15 protein-coding genes are annotated in these 17351 nt (G+C 40.4%); 8 read left to right on the forward strand and 7 right to left on the reverse strand.

Features of this window, described 5'->3' with window-relative positions; genetic code table 11:
• Window positions 1-122 precede the first annotated feature (122 nt).
• Both B9T23_RS15685 and B9T23_RS15690 read right to left on the reverse strand, forming a co-directional pair.
• On the reverse strand, window positions 123-1079 hold the full coding sequence (locus B9T23_RS15685; RefSeq protein ID WP_086194736.1) for a TerC family protein: 957 nt from the start codon (window positions 1077-1079) through the stop codon (window positions 123-125).
• A gap of 310 nt (window positions 1080-1389) precedes the next feature.
• Entirely contained in the window at window positions 1390-2580 is a 1191-nt protein-coding gene (locus B9T23_RS15690) for a sugar transporter (RefSeq protein ID WP_086194737.1), read from the reverse strand.
• A gap of 173 nt (window positions 2581-2753) precedes the next feature.
• Between B9T23_RS15690 and B9T23_RS15695 the strand changes: the two genes are divergently transcribed.
• Together B9T23_RS15695 and B9T23_RS15700 are read left to right on the forward strand one after the other, a co-directional pair.
• Window positions 2754-3038: a GNAT family N-acetyltransferase gene (locus B9T23_RS15695; RefSeq protein ID WP_086194738.1), complete on the forward strand. Its 285-nt coding sequence runs from the start codon at window positions 2754-2756 to the stop codon at window positions 3036-3038.
• A gap of 52 nt (window positions 3039-3090) precedes the next feature.
• Window positions 3091-3375, forward strand: coding sequence for a GNAT family N-acetyltransferase (locus B9T23_RS15700; RefSeq protein WP_086194739.1), 285 nt, complete (start codon window positions 3091-3093; stop codon window positions 3373-3375).
• Window positions 3376-3448: 73 nt separating this feature from the next.
• On the opposite strand, the gene B9T23_RS15705 is transcribed toward B9T23_RS15700, so the two are convergent.
• On the reverse strand, window positions 3449-4531 hold the full coding sequence (locus tag B9T23_RS15705; RefSeq protein ID WP_067723849.1) for a zinc-dependent alcohol dehydrogenase family protein: 1083 nt from the start codon (window positions 4529-4531) through the stop codon (window positions 3449-3451).
• Window positions 4532-5071: 540 nt separating this feature from the next.
• Here B9T23_RS15705 and B9T23_RS15710 point away from each other — a divergent pair.
• The gene (locus B9T23_RS15710; RefSeq protein WP_086194740.1) at window positions 5072-5989 is read left to right on the forward strand and encodes a hypothetical protein; all 918 of its coding nucleotides are present in this window, start codon (window positions 5072-5074) and stop codon (window positions 5987-5989) included.
• Between the two features lie 37 nt (window positions 5990-6026).
• Here the strand turns inward: B9T23_RS15710 and mpl are convergent, their stop codons facing one another.
• The gene (gene mpl, locus B9T23_RS15715) at window positions 6027-7391 is read right to left on the reverse strand and encodes a UDP-N-acetylmuramate:L-alanyl-gamma-D-glutamyl-meso-diaminopimelate ligase (protein ID WP_086194741.1); all 1365 of its coding nucleotides are present in this window, start codon (window positions 7389-7391) and stop codon (window positions 6027-6029) included.
• A 253-nt stretch (window positions 7392-7644) separates the two neighbouring features.
• On the opposite strand from mpl, the gene B9T23_RS15720 reads away from it, so the two are divergent.
• The 4 genes from B9T23_RS15720 to B9T23_RS15735 all read left to right on the forward strand — a co-directional run bounded on the left by B9T23_RS15720 (window position 7645) and on the right by B9T23_RS15735 (window position 11765).
• Window positions 7645-7983 (forward strand): DMT family protein, encoded by a 339-nt coding sequence (locus B9T23_RS15720; RefSeq protein ID WP_067723880.1) that lies wholly within the window; start codon window positions 7645-7647, stop codon window positions 7981-7983.
• 180 nt (window positions 7984-8163) lie between these two features.
• Complete coding sequence (gene purE / locus B9T23_RS15725) at window positions 8164-8676, forward strand: 5-(carboxyamino)imidazole ribonucleotide mutase (RefSeq protein WP_067723847.1); 513 nt, start codon at window positions 8164-8166, stop codon at window positions 8674-8676.
• A gap of 27 nt (window positions 8677-8703) precedes the next feature.
• On the forward strand, window positions 8704-9825 hold the full coding sequence (locus B9T23_RS15730; RefSeq protein WP_086194742.1) for a 5-(carboxyamino)imidazole ribonucleotide synthase: 1122 nt from the start codon (window positions 8704-8706) through the stop codon (window positions 9823-9825).
• Between the two features lie 653 nt (window positions 9826-10478).
• Complete coding sequence (locus B9T23_RS15735) at window positions 10479-11765, forward strand: lytic murein transglycosylase (RefSeq protein WP_086194743.1); 1287 nt, start codon at window positions 10479-10481, stop codon at window positions 11763-11765.
• A 74-nt stretch (window positions 11766-11839) separates the two neighbouring features.
• Here the strand turns inward: B9T23_RS15735 and B9T23_RS15740 are convergent, their stop codons facing one another.
• Both B9T23_RS15740 and B9T23_RS15745 read right to left on the reverse strand, forming a co-directional pair.
• Window positions 11840-12850, reverse strand: a complete 1011-nt coding sequence (locus B9T23_RS15740; RefSeq protein ID WP_086194744.1) for a zinc-dependent alcohol dehydrogenase family protein — start codon at window positions 12848-12850, stop codon at window positions 11840-11842.
• Window positions 12851-13461: 611 nt separating this feature from the next.
• A complete protein-coding gene (locus tag B9T23_RS15745; RefSeq protein ID WP_086194745.1) occupies window positions 13462-14589 on the reverse strand; it encodes an anhydro-N-acetylmuramic acid kinase in 1128 nt (375 codons plus the stop codon).
• An 80-nt stretch (window positions 14590-14669) separates the two neighbouring features.
• On the opposite strand from B9T23_RS15745, the gene tyrS reads away from it, so the two are divergent.
• Window positions 14670-15884 carry a tyrosine--tRNA ligase gene (gene tyrS, locus B9T23_RS15750; RefSeq protein ID WP_067723842.1) on the forward strand — a complete coding sequence of 405 codons (1215 nt, stop codon included), beginning with the start codon at window positions 14670-14672 and terminating at the stop codon, window positions 15882-15884.
• A gap of 458 nt (window positions 15885-16342) precedes the next feature.
• Here tyrS and B9T23_RS15755 read toward each other — a convergent pair whose 3' ends face one another.
• Window positions 16343-16624, reverse strand: a complete 282-nt coding sequence (locus B9T23_RS15755; protein ID WP_086194746.1) for a hypothetical protein — start codon at window positions 16622-16624, stop codon at window positions 16343-16345.
• Between the last annotated feature and the right edge of the window lie 727 nt (window positions 16625-17351).

Below are 17351 nucleotides of genomic sequence, written 5' to 3' on the forward strand. Positions count from 1 at the left end.
CCCCCTGTTCTATGGATCAAGCATGATGTTTTGGCTTTGAAAAAGCAGCCGTAAATTACAATACATGGCATAAAAAAGCCTTCCATCTATGCGATGAAAGGCTGGATCATTTTATTTAAAGATTACAGTTGCTCTTGCTGCTTGTTATAGCGAATTGATAACCACGCGGTAATCGCCAGTACAATCACAATAAAGCTGAGTGATATCCAGATGGGCATATGGAACACATCGAGCATCAACATTTTAAAACCAATAAACAGCAAGATAATTCCTAAGCCATAAGGTAAGTAATGCATTTTGGATGCTGCACCTGCCAGCAAGAAGAACATGGCACGCAAACCCAAGATCGCCATGAGGTTGGCTGTCAAGACAATAAAGGGATCACTGGTGACCGCGAAAATAGCCGGAATGGAGTCGACTGCGAAAATGACATCTGAGCCTTCAACCAAAATCAACACCAGAAATAGTGGCGTTGCCCATAACACACCGTTTTGACGCACAAAGAAGTTATGCCCATCTAGCTGAGGGGTAATACGCATATGTTTGCGTAACCACTTCAATATAGCCATATCTTCAATATTGGGATTGTCTTCGTGGCCTCTAAGAAACTTAAAGCCGGTATAAACCAGGAAGGCACCGAAGATATAAAGCACCCAAGAGAATTCCTGAACGAACCATGCACCGATAAAAATAAACAGGGTGCGCAATACAATGGCGCCCAGTACGCCATAGAGCAAAATTTTACGTTGCAAGGCTGGAGGAATGGCAAAGGCGGCAAAAATCATCAACCAGACAAATACGTTATCAATCGCGAGGGATTTCTCTAACAGATAACCTGCAAAGTATTCCATGGTTTTTTGATTGGCTAAGGCAATACCCGCCGTTTGCTGCAAATACAGCCATAAAGCGCCAGCGAACAGTATGGACACACTGACCCAGGCAATGCTCCAGTAGGCTGCTGACCTAATTTTAACGGGCTGGTCTTCTTTATTTTTGAAGCCGATAAAGTCGACGATGAGCATCACTGCCACCATCGCAAAAAATGCCAGATACAACCCAGGGTTGCCGATGGATTCCATAAAAAATCTCCACATCCGACAACTGGTCATAAAAAAACCTTGACCTGTTGCCAGATGATATAAACATCTGTGTCAACATGATCAAGGTCTTGCCTACATCTGAATATCCATATTTGGTAATTTCAGATGCTCAGATACCGACTTTTTGCAAAGTGTAATGACGATATTCTGACACGTCGGCTAGAATTACTTCTAAGGACGCTTGGAGGAGGCTACTCCCCTTGTTCAACTCAATTTTGTTTTGGATCTAATCCAAATGTGGCGCAAGAATCGCATATTTATGTGAATTGTGCAAATTTTATCTAGCGACTTACATTTTAATAAAATCTTTACGTTGCACCAAAATGAATGCCAAGACTGTACCTACAACAGCAACCAAGCCACCCACGATTCCAATCTGACTTAAGCCATAATTGGCCGTGACCACGCTACCTAATAATGCCCCAGCGCCAATCCCGACATTATAAAGGCCTGAATAAATCGCCATGGCGACATCGGTCGCATCCGATGCAAGGTTGAGGGTTTTAGCTTGTAGTGCCAAGCTAAAGCAAATAATACTCATGCCCCAAAATAAGCTCAGCACACTCAAACTGTTAAAACCTTGAGCAAGTGGCAACAGTAGCAACATGGACATCGCCAATAAAGCACTGCTTAAAGGAATCGCAATTTTGGGATATTTATTGCCAAACTTACCAAACAGATAAGACCCAATAAAACCGGCACCGCCGTAAATGAGTAATAAGCTGGTGGTCTGAGAAGAACTAAAATGGGCAATATTTAAGGCAAAGGGTTCGATATAACTGTATGCGGTAAATTGTGCAGTAATGATGATAATGGTCAAGACAAACACGATCACCAAGCTGGGGCGTTTAAATAAAATGCCAATACTTTTGAGTGAACCTGAATTGACACTGGGCAATTTGGGTAAGGTTTTTGCCAGTGTCAGACAGACGATTGCAGCGCCAATGGCAATTAGAGCAAAGGTATTGCGCCAGCCATAGGCTTCGCCAATCATGCGACCAAATGGAATCCCCAAGACCATCGCTAAAGCTGTACCTGTCGCCAGTAAACCCAGCGCCTGAAATTCTTTACCTTTAGGCGCAACACGTACTGCTAAAGAGGCGGTAATAGACCAAAACAGCGCATGGGAAAATGCAATCCCGATTCGGCTAGCTAAAAGCACATTAAAGTTCCAGGCAAAATAAGATAAGCCATGACTGAGAATAAATACGACAAATAAAGCAATCAGTAGAAAACGGCGTTCGACATTGCGCGTCATCAGCATCATCGGTAATGAGATCGGTGCAACCACCCACGCATAGAGGGTAATCATGATGCCGACATCAGTGGCTGGCATATTGAAACTGTGGCCAATATCACTCAGCAATGCCACGGGGATAAATTCGGTGGTATTAAAAATAAAGGCTGCAAAGGCTAAGGTAATGACACTGATCCATTGCCGCGTGGGATTGGGTGGAATTTCAGAAGATAAGGATGACATAGTTAGAGGGTTTGAGAAGTAACGTTAAAGTTTAGGCTTAAAGCTTAAAATTGTTAAGTTTAATCCTCAGTAGCAAAAGTGCTAACCATATATAGAGAAAGCAAAAAACTTAACAATATTCAGCAAGCGTTTATGGCATGTTTATTCATCTTCGCCCAAATGAGAGAATAAAAATGTTAGAAATTCAGCAAAAAGATGATGGTAAAAAAGGTGAATTTTACATTGGTGACAATGGGCAACATTTAGCGGAAATGGTCTATACCTGGGCGGGTGAAAACGTATTTATTATTGAACATACCGATGTAGATGATTCCCTGCGTGGACAAAGTGTGGGCAACAAATTACTTGAGCGTGTGGTCGCTTTTGCACGAGAGAAAAATGTCAAAATCATTCCGCTCTGCCCTTTTGCCAAGTCAGTTTTTGATAAAGATTCATCTATTCATGATGTGTTGAAATAAGTTATTTTTAAAGTATTCTAATTTCAGTCAAGTAAAAAATTGAGGGATAGCGATGCAGTTTCAACATGATGATAATGGTCAAAAAGGCGAATTTTTTACTTTGAATGATTCAGGTCAACGGATTGCAGAAATCAGTTATATCTGGACAGGTGAGCATCAAATTATCGCCAATCATACTTGGGTGGATGATGCCTTGCGTGGACATGGCGTAGCACGCCAGTTGCTGGATGTTTTAGTGGAATTCGCACGTCAAAAAAGATTGAAAATTGTCCCAACCTGTTCATATGTCGAGGTAATATTTAAACGCGACAAAAGCTTTGCAGATGTTGTGGCTTAAGTTTGTCGTGATTTAAAAAAGCCCAAAAAACTTGGGCTTTTATCATTTTGGAGATTTATGTTTTTTGAGCCAATTAAGCAAGATCGATAATCACCTTCATCGCATTCTCATCTGCGGCATGTTTAAACACATCATAGGCTTTCTCAAATTCAGCAAATTTAAAGTGATGGCTGGCCAAGCGTTCCAAAGGCAGTTTTCCGGAACAGCAGGTTTTCAGCAACATGCCTGTAGTATTGGTATTCACCAAACCAGTGGTGATGGTCAGGTTTTTAATCCAGAGCTTTTGCAGTTCAAAATTAACCGGCTTGCCATGTACACCGACATTGGCGATATGACCGCCTTCTTTTACCACGTTCTGGCATATATTCCATGTTGCCTCTGCACCCACTGCCTCTATCGCACAATCGACACCACGACCTTCGGTAATCTCTAGAATACGTGCGATTGCATCTTCCTTGCCGGAATTAATGGTATGCGTTGCGCCTAGTTCTTTTGCAAGTGCGAGACGGTTATCATCCATATCTACCGCAATAATTTGCGCGGGTGAATAAAATTGTGAGGTCAGTAAGCAACCCATCCCGATCGGGCCTGTTCCCACGATTGCAATGCTATCCCCCGGTTTGACATCGCCATATCGAACGCCAATTTCATGCGAGGTCGGTAATACATCGGATAAAAACACGGCGATATCTTCGTTTAAACCTTCCGGTAAGGGATAAAGAGAGGTATCGGCAAAAGGAGTCCGCACATATTCTGCATGGGCACCATCAATCATGTAACCCATAATCCAGCCACCTCCGTTACGGCAGTGAGCATAGAGTTGTTTCTGACAATTTTCACAAGTCCCACAGCGGCTGACGCAGGAAATAATCACCCGATCGCCTTTTTTAACGTTCTTGACGGCCGAGCCGACTTCTTCAACGATACCAATACCTTCATGGCCTAAAATACGACCGTCAAATTTACCGGTCTTCTTCTTGGCCTCTTCCTGAATTTCGGGGTTTTTACCTTTCCAGATGCCTAAATCTGTACCGCAAATGGTGGTTTTGGTGACCCGGATAACCGCATCCGTTGCATCAATAATCTGGGGGATGGGACGGTCTTCAAAACGGATATCATTTTCGCCGTAGTAGACCATTGCTTTCATTGTTGTCATCAGCTTATTCCTTTTAGTATTCGCCTACTTTCATTACGTATTGATATATTTTAAATTTTTCTCAAAATTGAAGCCTGTTTCTTTAAATTGAGTCTAACCAAATATGAGCAGTAGCATGAAAGAAGTATATTGGAGGCTCTGCGGTATTTGTCGCTTGTTTAATTGGATACACAGAGCTTCGCTCTCTAAGCTATCAACAGTAATTGATGAAGTCATTACGTGGACAGGTTTGCTTACATAATGATCTGGTTTAATGACGACTGAACTGGTTAAAGACAAAAAATTATCAATACGAACTTTTATTTCAGGTTATTTGGGGGAAGTTCTTATAAAAATGATTAAAAACTATGCCTGAAACTTGTTATGTCATTGTGATGTTTGGATGGGATTGGAATTTGGAGGATTTAGCTACTTAAATTTAATTGTGTAAGAAGATCAGCAGATATTGGGTTTTAAAAAAATATAATTTAAATAATTACTTGAATAAATATTATTCACACCAATTGAATAAAAAATATACATTTTTATTTGGGGTTGTTAATGAAGTTTAAGCAGAAATCTTTTAGGAAAATTCCTGATAGTTTGTCTCAGTTCGGAAAGGATTTTTTATTAGGTGTGAAGTTATCAACTTTAGAGGATAAACATATTGAAAAATTTTCAGATAAATTGAATTGGAAGGATGGAGAGAGTTTTTTACCTAATAAAATAGGAAGATTTAGTAGAAGAAATGCAGATGGTAGAGAAATTATTCGTAAAGACTTGCCGAAAGAAAAAGTAACACGTTCTTTTTGGACTACTAGATCTCAGTTTGATGGTAGGGATAGTCGAACTACAGTTTCAGATTTTATTACTAGAACATATGAACGTTATCCAAGAGAAACTATTGCAGCACAGAATATTCCAGTTCTATGTATTGAGAATGATAAGGAACTATTTTTCTTTATAAAAATTGATCCTATTGATAGTGATGAATTATTTATACATAAAGTGAATTTAGCGCTTGAAGTCTTTGGTAGTGAATTAGATATCCATATTCCAGCTAAAGATGGTTTTGTGGCTTTGCCAACCAAAATGCATTTTGTTAATTGGGTCATTTTGCCGAAAGGTACAAAATTAGAAATGGAAGAAGCAATAAGGAAATCCTTATCACCAAAATTGAAGCCTTCAATTCGACCTGTGATAGAAAAAAGAATGTCTGAAATTCATAATTTTGGGCCTGATGAAATTGTATTAGGTTTTGGTGGGTACAAAGGTTATGTCGTTTATAACTTTCCATCTAAAGGAATATCAGTTTTAGAAAGTGATAATCCAAATAATGCAACATATGTATTTGAACACTCTAAGTGGAAAGATTTGTCCAAATTATCTAAAACAGAAATATTAGCTAATGATTTATTTAAAGAAAGAATTATTCATGACCAATCTTGGAAAGTTCAAGTTAATAAATTATTAGCCTAAAAAAAGCCCGCTTCGCGGGCTTCTTCATACTTCAATCTTACGCTTTCAACGCCGTAATCAACTTCTGATGTAAACCGCCAAAACCGCCATTCGACATAATCACCACAGCATCGCCCTCGCCTGCTTCACTGCTTACTGTATTAATGATGTCATCCAGTGAACGCGCAACAACTGCTTTATTTGGTGCAGCGTCAATCACCGGTTGTAAATCCCAGTCCAGACCTTCAGGTTGATACCAAATCACTTCATCGGCCAAACGTGCAGAATGGGCCAAGCCATCTTTATGACTCCCCATACGCATGGTGTTTGAGCGCGGTTCAATAATTGCCCAAAGTTTACGTTCGCCTAAGCGTTTACGTGCGCCGTCTAGCGTAGTTTCAATCGCGGTTGGGTGATGGGCAAAGTCGTCATAAACTTCAATACCTTTCACAGTATCAAGCAATTCCATACGACGTTTTACACCGCCAAAGTTTGACAATGCTTCACAAGCCGTTTCAATTGAAATGCCAACATGTTCAGCAGCCGCAATGGTCGCCAAGGCATTGGCGACAGAGTGCTGACCGGTCATGTTCCATTTAACAATGCCTTTAACCACGCCATTTTCTAACACTTTAAAGTGTGAACCATCAGCAGAGAGTTGTTCCGCAGAAAGTGAGGCTTTCTCATTGGCATCCAATGAAGTGCGAACCACAGGTGTCCAGCAGCCCATGTCCAAAACTTCATCAATATTGGTTTCAGTAATTGGTGCAATAATGCGGCCTTCACTTGGAATGGTACGTACCAGATGATGGAATTGTTTTTGAATTGCAGCCAGATCATCAAAGATATCGGCATGGTCAAATTCAAGGTTATTTAAAATCGCCGTTTTAGGATGGTAATGCACAAACTTGGAACGCTTGTCGAAGAATGCAGAATCGTATTCATCCGCTTCTACACAGAAGTATTTACCACCACCTAAACGTGCACTTTCACTAAAACCGAGTGGTACGCCACCAATCAAGAAACCAGGGTTTAAACCGGCCTGATCAAGTACCCAGGCGAGCATAGTCGTTGTGGTAGTTTTACCATGCGTACCGGCTACGCCAAGGACATGCTTACCTTGTAATACGTGATCTGCTAAAAATTGCGGACCTGAAATATACGGTAAACCTTCATTCAGCATATATTCCACAGCATCAATGCCACGTTTCATGGCATTTCCGACAATCACCAAATCTGGATGTGGCTGCAAATGGCTACGGTCATAGCCTTGCATTAAGGTAATACCTGCATTTTCCAGTTGGGTCGACATGGGTGGATAGACGTTCGCATCTGAACCCGTCACCTTATGTCCTAAATCACGTGCTAATAATGCCAGCGAACCCATAAAGGTGCCACAGATACCCAAAATATGCAGATGCATTCGTTTTAACTCCACTGCTTTTTTGACACATCACGGTGTTGTTGGTGGTGTCATTATTGATTCAATTTGAAAGCAACGATATCAAGGGTTTTGCGGAAAAGATAGTCTTTCTTGTATCTATTTATGGGATTGCATCATGCGTTTTATATCGCTGTTAGAGGTGTAGGGTTTGCTGGAAAAATCATGGATAAAATGACATGCTTTTTCAGTGGAAAAACGTAAAATATTCACGATTATTCCAGATAAATTGACTATGTTCTTTCCGCTGCTGCTTTTAATTATTTCTAACTGTTTTATGACCTTGGCTTGGTATGGTCATTTGAAGTTTTTACATGGTGCACCGCTTTGGCAAGCGATTTTATTTGGCTGGGTGATTGCGCTACTGGAATACAGTTTTATGATTCCTGCAACTCGGTTGCTTGCACAACAAGGCTGGGCTGTGGGACAAATGAAAATTACCCAAGAAGTGGTGACGTTGCTGGTGTTCGTGCCTTTTATGATTTTTCTTTTTAAACAACCTTTTAAACTGGATTATTTGTGGGCAGGTCTATGTTTAGTGGGCTGTATTTATTTTGTCTTTCGTAGTCAATAAACTGAGCACTGCCCTGTTTTTATCTATTTCTATAAAAAATACTGAAAATATCAGCCTGCTTGAGCTGTTAAATTTTGGTGAGATGAAAAATCAGTCTATAATATCGGGCTTGTGATTCATTTAAAGCTTGGCATTTGTCGAGATTTATCCTTCCTTACATTCGTTTATGGAATATTTGCAATGAATGCGGCTGCTGCAGACACTCAACCTCTCGTTGGAATTATCATGGGTTCTCAATCTGATTGGGCAACTCTCGAACACACTGCCAATATGCTTAAACAACTTGGCGTCTCATTTGAAGCGGAAGTTGTTTCTGCGCATCGTACGCCAGACCGTTTATTCGAATATGCCGAAACAGCACGTGATCGTGGTATTCAGGTGATTATTGCCGGTGCCGGTGGCGCAGCGCATTTACCAGGTATGTGTGCAGCAAAAACTGATCTACCTGTATTAGGCGTTCCAGTAAAATCTTCAATCTTGAATGGTGTAGATTCATTGCTTTCAATCGTACAAATGCCTGCAGGTATCGCAGTAGGTACATTGGCGATTGGTCCTGCTGGTGCAACCAATGCCGCGATTATGGCAGCACAAATTTTAGGTTTAACACGTCCTGAAATTGCAAAAAATGTTGCTGAATTCCGTGCTGCGCAAACTGAAAAAGTGGCGAGCAAAAATATTCCGGGTCAAATCTAAAGCCAAGCTTAAAACGGGACACACGTTATGGATAAAACCATCGGTATTTTTGGTGGTGGTCAACTCGGCCGTATGATGGCACAAGCTGCCCTACCGCTGAATATTCAATGCACCTTCTTTGAAGCCAATACAGATTGCCCTTCCGCCGCGATGGGTCAGGTGATCTCAAGCAAAGCTGAAAATGGCTTACAACAGTTCATCGAAAGTGCAGATGTTTTCAGCCTAGAGTTTGAAAATACACCGCTTGCAGATGTTGATGTTTTAACCAAGCAAAAAGAATTGCATCCGCCACGTCAGGCTTTGGCCACTGCGCAAAACCGTTTGCTTGAAAAAGCTTTATTCGATCAACTCGATATTCCTGTTGCGCCGTATAAAGCAGTCAATTCTTTAGACAGTTTAAAAGCTGCGGTGGCTGAATTAGGTTTACCGATTGTTTTAAAAACAGCTACTGGCGGCTATGACGGTAAAGGTCAATTCGTTCTTCGTACTGCAGATCAAATTGAACAAGCATGGGCGGAACTTGGGCCTGCGGGTTCACTGATTGCTGAAAGCTTTGTGACGTTTTCGCGTGAAGTATCGATTATTGCGGTACGTGGTCAAAACGGTGACGTGAAAACGTGGCCTTTGGCCGAAAACCATCACCACAACGGCATTTTATCGCATTCGATTGTTCCTGCACCGAACAGTGCAGATTTACAACCTGTGGCGCAAGACTACATCACTCGCCTGCTTAATCATTTGAATTATGTCGGTGTGTTGACGCTTGAGTTGTTTGTGACTGATAAAGGCTTGTATGCTAATGAGATGGCACCACGTGTGCATAACTCAGGTCACTGGTCAATTGAAGGTGCTGTCTGCTCGCAGTTTGAAAACCACATTCGTGCGGTTGCGGGTTTACCTCTCGGTTCAACTGAAGTGGTTCGTCCAACAGTGATGGTGAATATTATTGGCAAGCATCCGAAATCTGAAGATGTCTTGGCTTTAAATGGCGCACATTTGCACCTGTACAACAAAACTGAACGTACAGGCCGTAAAATTGGTCATATCACTCTGATGCCAAACGATAGCGCTGAATTAACCACTTTATGCCGTCAATTGGCGAAAATCTTGCCAGAACCTTTGGCATTGACTCAAGATATGAGCATTTAATCCTTCGATTGAATGATAAAAAAGCGGTCATGCCAATGACCGCTTTTTTTATGCCTGAAGTTCGGGCATGATTGCGCCTCTTTTGAGCTTATGCACCGTTTATCGGAATAGAATAAAAAATAACTGTATGTAAATTGTACAATCCTTTATAAATAGGCTGCATAAAAAAAACAAATAGAATTGTGCTGTATTTCAGTTTTACTGCTGTAAAACGATGCAGAAATTTTTAAATTCAAAAGATAAAAAATAAATTCAAAGCAATATGAATTTAAATTCAAACTAGTGTATTTGAATTTAAAAAATATGAATTCAAAGTTATATCTGGTGATATGAATTTAAACTTTTAAATTTAAAAACAGACTTTTGAATTTAAAGTTTTATGCATTTAAGAGCATAGAAATAAAAGAAATTAACTTATCCACAACCTGTTTGAATTTAAAAAACGCGGTTTAAATTTAAATTCATATTTTGAGTGTTTTTTGAATTTAAAAGTTTTAAAAATATGGATTGTGGATAACTTTTTAAATTTAAAAACAGAATATGAATTTAAAATGAAGGAAAATGAATTTAAATTTACGATTTGATTCAGAAATTAACGACTGATGGTGGTATGGTAAAAACATAATTTAAATTCAAATGCCATCAGGGATACTATGCGTCGCTTAGCTTTCGTTTTAGGTTCAGTTTTTCTTGCAATGACTCAAGCCAATGCTGAGCTGATTATTAATGGCCAACGTGTCACAGTGACTTCAACTACGCCTACAAATCAAATTTTTAGCCCGCAAAATAATTTTCAGCAATGTATTGCCAATTTACGTACTCAAGCCATAACTTCTGGTGTGAATGGGTCGACCTATGACCGCTATACGCAAAATTTAACGCCTGATTATTCCGTCATTGAAAAACTAAATTATCAACCTGAATTTTCTACCCCAATTTGGGATTATTTATCCGGTCTGGTGGATGAAGAGCGGGTGCAACTGGGACGTCAAAAATTAGCCCTGCATCGAGATGTACTTAATCGCGTTGCAGCAACTTATGGTGTTCCTGCTGAAACAGTGGTGGCAGTTTGGGGTGTAGAAAGTAATTTTGGTGATATTGCCGGAAGTTATCCTTTATTGCAGGCTTTGGGTACTTTAAGTTGTGAAGGTCGTCGTCAAAGTTATTTCCGTGGAGAATTCTTTACCACGATGCGAATTTTACAACGTGGTGATTTAACCGAGCAGCAAATGAAAGGCTCGTGGGCTGGGGCATTTGGCCATACCCAGTTTATGCCTTCAACTTACGAAGAGCTTGCGGTTGATTTTGATGGCGATGGTCGTCGCGATTTGGTTTCTAGCACCACAGATGCTTTGGCTTCAACGGCTAATTTCTTGAAAAAACGCGGCTGGCAAACCGGAATGCCGTGGGGCTTTGAAGTTCGTATACCGGAAGGTATGTCGATTAGTGATGAAGGACGTCGCAATAAAAAGTCATTAAGTAGCTGGGTGAGTCGTGGTGTGGTTCGTGCCGATGGCAGTCCATTAATACAAGGGAATTTATCTGACAGCAGTTCAGCTGGATTGATGGCACCTGCAGGTGCAAATGGTCCGGTATTTTTAGTCTTTAAAAATTTCGATGCTATATATAGTTATAACGCTGCGGAAAGTTATGCGTTGGCGATTGCACATTTGTCTGATCGTTTACAGGGTCAGGGCGGATTTAGCAAAGCCTGGCCAACTGATGATGCAGGAACATCGCGCGCAGAACGACGTGAAATTCAGCAGTTTTTACTGAATAAAGGTTATGCGATTGGTGCAGCCGATGGCTTAATTGGCGATAAAACCCGTCAAGCAATTCGCCAAGAACAAAATCGTTTAGGCTTGAGTCCAACAGGTCGTGCAGGTCAACAAATTTTACGTGCATTTCGAAATGAAAATGCGCAGAAAATGATGAAATAAGAATGTTTTAGAAATAAAAAGGTCTGCACATGCAGACCTTTTTATTTATTGCACTCAATTTCTCATTCGACGTATTAATCGTGACGAATACAAATTTTACCAAAGTGCTTACCCGTTTCTTGATACTTGAATGCTTCAGATAATTGATCAAGGCTAAATACCGTGTCGATCACAGGCTTCCAATCATATGTTTCAAGGGCTTGGATCATTTCTTTTTGGTGAGTACGACTACCAACAATTAAGCCTTTGATTGATAATTGTTTTGCCATGAGTTCAACGGTTGGGATTTCACCCGCATAACCTGTGAGTACACCAATCAGTGCGATATGACCGCCGACTTTACATGCGCGAATCGATTGTGCCAATGTTGCTGGACCACCGACTTCAACGACAATATCAGCACCTTGACCATGGGTGAGTTCAAGCACTTTATCACCCCAATTTGCTTCATCGCGGTAATTAATGACGTGATCGGCACCGAGTTCCAAAAGCTTCTGTTTCTTTTGGTCTGAAGATGTGGTTGCAATGACTTTTGCACCCATTGATTTCGCCATTTTTAAAGCAAAAATCGAAACACCGCCTGTTCCTAAAACTAAAACCGTTTGTCCTGCTTGTAGATGGCCATCGACGACAAGTGCACGCCAAGCTGTTAAGCCTGCTGTGGTGAGTGTAGCTGCTTCTTCATGGTTATATTGTTTTGGCGAAAGCGTGAACGCTGTCGCAGGTGCATTGACTTTATCAAGTGCATAGCCCTGAACACCGTCCCCTGGAACAGTCGCAAAGTCAGAGAGGGTCGCTGGGCCATCTTGCCATGTTGGAAAGAAACACGATACGACATGATCACCCACTTTAAATTCAGTGACACCTTCACCCACTGAGGTTACAACACCTGCACCATCAGACAGTAAGATACGGCCTTCTTCTGTTGGGAAATCACCACGAGCAACCAATAGGTCATGGAAGTTCAATGAATTGGCACGAATATCAACCTGAATTTCACCTGCTTGTGGTGCAGAAATTTCAGCTTGTTCTTGTACGTGTAAACGATCAAAACCACCTGGTTTTTGTACAATGATTGCTTTCATGAATCTAACCTTTTTCATTCGTATTTGCCCATTATGGACTATGCTTGATCTATTCGCCTACAGCTGTAAGACTTGCTATAACATTGATGTTGAATATTTCAACATGAGAGAAAATTCTGTGAGTTTAAGTGCTTGAAATTGCATTATTCGCTTAATCGATAGTCGCTATGCACCTAAGTGGTGCCAACTGATTTATCTTGAGAGGCTGAGTTTTTATAAAGGTCGTGATCAATCATGGACTCGTAAAATTGATCGGATTGCGAATTAGCATACTTGATATGGTTGTAACACTGCGTACAAGCTCTATAGCAAAACTGCATCTAGAAAGTTTATCGTGCTCGTATTTAATGTCCGGCATGGTTTTATCTATCGCGAGGGCGTTAGCGTTCTTTTGGACTCATTTTGAATAAGAAAATAGAGATTGCCTTGAATCTCATGGGGTGGAGCGAGCAAACTCATCAAAATAAAGATATTGAATTGAGATAATTTGTAAAACTTGCTTCGATTGGAGCTGAGTATGCTTTTGGTATTTGAATGGAATGGCAATAGGATCGGATCCAAATGCCTGAAACGGTCATCAGGCATTTTGATCTCATTGAGATTGATCTGATTTAAATCGATGTAATGGTACCTAAAACACGATAGCCTGCCGCACCTGTGACGGTCGGTAGGTTGCCACTTTGCTGATTCATAAAACGCATCGCTAGCCATGCAAAAGCAGTGGCTTCAACCCATGTAGGCGCTAAACCAATTGCAGAGGTAGTTTGTACTGACCAATTGTGTTTGCGCAAACGCCAGCGCAATTGCTCGAGTAAATGTGAGTTGTAGGCCCCACCACCACAAACATAGACTTCACCGGTATCCATGTCGGAACGGTAAATGGCTTTTTTAATCGCCCGTGTGGTGAGTTTTAATAAGGTTGCCTGAACATTTTCAGGGGTATCTTCTAACTCGTTATATTCAAGATCATTGCGCCAGTCGGAAATTTGTTCATCTAACCATTCTAGGTTGAAGTCTTCACGACCGGTACTTTTCGGCGGTTCTTTAGAAAAATATTCATGGCCTTGTAAACGATCGAGCAGGCTTCGAATCGGTTGACCGTATGCTGCCCAGTTACCGTTTTCATCATAAGGCTGACCGGTATAACGATGACACCAGGCATCCATCAAAATATTGGCAGGTCCAGTATCAAAACCATATACAGCATCTGGATTACCTGCAGGTAACATGCTGACATTGGCAATGCCACCCAAATTTAAAATTACACGGTGAATGCTTGGGTGTTGAAATAAGGCTTGATGAAATGCAGGAACTAAAGGTGCACCTTGACCACCAGCAGCCATATCACGACGTCGGAAATCTGAAATTACTGGAATCTGGGTCATTTCAGTAATGATATTGGGATCGCCAATTTGCAAGGTAAAACCATGTTCAGGACGGTGGCGAATGGTTTGTCCATGTGAACCAATGGCTTTAATCTGGCTACGATCTAGCTGGTTCTTTTCAATCAGCTCATTAATGCCACCACCAATCATTTGCGCTAAAGCAACATCTGCTTTGCCCATGCGATCAATTTCGTTGTCACCGGGTAAAGTCAGCGCCATCAGTTCATCACGTAAGTCCAAATCGAATGGCAAGGTGAGGGTGGCATGAAGCTGCAATGGATCAAATGAAGCAGCCACAATGTCAACGCCATCCATGCTGGTGCCGGTCATTACCCCAATATAGATCGCTGTCATGATGATAGTTAAGCCTGCATTATGCTGAAAAAGTGTTAGTATATCGCACAAATTGTATAACTGATGTATTGGGTTTTGTGATGTCAAATTTCCTGCCGGCTGAAGAACAACTTGCCCTCATCCAACGAGGCACTCATGAGATTATTTCTGAAGAGGATCTGTTAAAGAAACTCAAAGAAAATCGTCCTTTAAAAATTAAAGCGGGTTTTGACCCAACAGCACCTGACTTACATTTAGGTCATACTGTACTGATTAATAAGCTAAAAGTGTTCCAGGATTTGGGTCATGAAGTGACTTTCCTGATTGGTGACTACACTGCCATGATTGGCGACCCGACAGGTAAAAGTGCAACACGTCCGCCATTGTCGCGTGAACAAGTGTTGGAAAATGCAAAAACTTATCAAGAACAAGTCTTTAAAATCCTTGATCCGAATAAAACCAAAGTTCGTTTTAACTCTGAATGGTTTGCACAAAAAACCGCAGCCGATCTCATTCAATTGGCGTCTCAGCAAACTGTGGCGCGTATGCTTGAACGTGATGACTTTACCAAGCGTTATAACAACCATCAGCCGATTGCGATTCATGAATTCTTATATCCATTGGTACAGGGTTATGACTCAATTGCGCTTGAAGCAGATGTGGAGCTAGGTGGTACAGACCAGACCTTTAACTTGTTGATGGGTCGTACGCTACAAGGTCGTTATGATCAGGAAGCGCAAGTCTGCATTACAGTGCCTATTCTTGAAGGTTTAGATGGCGTGAATAAAATGTCTAAATCTTTAGGGAATTATATTGGCGTATTTGATGCACCAGGCGCGATGTACCAAAAAGTACTTTCAATGCCGGATTCTTTGATCGAGCGTTATTTTGATCTACTCAGCTTTAAATCACTGGATGAAATTGCAGTGTTATTAAAAGAAATGCAAGAAGGTCGTAATCCTCAAGAGATTAAGAAGATCCTTGCATTAGAGTTGGTAGAGCGTTTCCATGGTGCGGAAGCAGCTGAGAATGCACATAAAGGTGCAGGCAATATCATTACTGAAGGTGAATTGCCTGAAGGCACCCCAGAAGTGACCATTTCACGTGCTGAATTTGGCGGTGAAATGTTTATTGCTTCTATTTTACGTACTGCCGGTTTAACCAAAAATGCCGCACAGGCCAAAGATGCCGTGGCGCGTGGTGCTGTAAAAGTGGATTGGGAAGTGGTTGATGCTGGTTTCTCGGTCAACGAGAACAAAACTTACATCATTCAGGCAGGTAAAAAAGCAATCGCTAAAGTGACCTTCATCGACTAATGGTTTCTTGAATTTTTTATTTAAGTTATTGAAATAAAAGCAGGCTTTGGCCTGCTTTTATTTTTTATATCGTATATTAATATTTTGAATAAGCAAATTCAAAAAAAACCTTATAAAAACAACAGTTAAATTTTGCCAAATCTGTTGCATTCTCTTTTGCTTATGTATAGGATTTATCCATCTAGACATTGTGTAGAAAACATATCTAGAGGGTACGTGTATAACAAAAGCTCCACAGTTTTAAGTCTCTTCCCCAAGAGACTTTTTTAAATTTTTACCAATAACTATAATAATGACATCATGGATCGAACTATAGATTCAACTCCAAGGAAGAGGTTTTGGGAGAGATCTCTTTCTTTTTTTTCTATCTAAAATTTAGTCAATTTTAATTTACCTGATTTTTTTCACTACCTAGATAGCAAAAAATCCCCTATTTAAGGAGATTTTGATGAGCGTGGTTATTTTTCAGAAGTTATAAGTATTGCTGCAGTATTAAAGTGAATAAAATTGAATTTGGGTAAAATCATTTTGACTAAGCTGCCGAAACATAAGGCAGTCATAATGGTTCCTTCTAGCACCTCAATAATCGTATGTAGGCATAAAGAAGCACTGACCACTGCAATTAAAACTAAAATAATATCGCCATAAGTTTTGCATGAACCGAAATTGAAACTAAAACGAATCGCAAATGCTTGATACAAACCTTCCCCAACCAAGAAGACTAAATTGCCTTTTACCACTAGGCACACTCCAAAAGCCGTGATCAGACAGCTCAATAAGCATAACAATAATTGGATGGCGTATTTTCGACGAATAGCTAGAACTACACCAAAGGTTAATAAAGCCAGTCCACTAAATAAGAATAAAAGTCTCAAGGGGAATTGAGTTGGTATCTAGAGTGAATACTGGGTTTTAAATATGCTTACTTATATGTAAGGGGCATTCAGGTAGGTCGTTGGCTTGTTTGTGTAGCTTTGATTTAAGTGAAGGGTATTTATGTTTGGATTAGAAATTTCGAAGATAGATATAGCCATAGAAAAAAGTGATGGATTGATAATATATGGCGGTAGTTGAAATATAAAATTCCAAGAAAATTGAAAAAAACCAATTTTTTCATCAGAAAAGTATAAAAAATGACTAAAAAACATGGTTTTTTACTGATTTTGTAGAAAAAACAGACATGCGTGATAAATATATCATTTTAGGGGTTGCGCCCCTTCAGAAACTGTATAGAATACGCGGCATACCAACGAGATATGTTGAAACGAACGAAGCGCGAAGCGTTGAGTTGTTGAGATTGCCTTGTTGTTTCTTGTCTCTGACGAAGAGCAAGATAGATCATTAAGAGATTATGAAGAACAACTTGTGTGGATTTTTACCGGTTGATCGATCGAAATTATTTTCATTGATTGATGGTAGAAATTACTCGAAGTTTATTTGAGAAATTAAAGTCAGAAAATTGATGAG

The organism is Acinetobacter terrae (genome assembly GCF_002135195.1).
GTDB lineage: Bacteria > Pseudomonadota > Gammaproteobacteria > Pseudomonadales > Moraxellaceae > Acinetobacter > Acinetobacter terrae.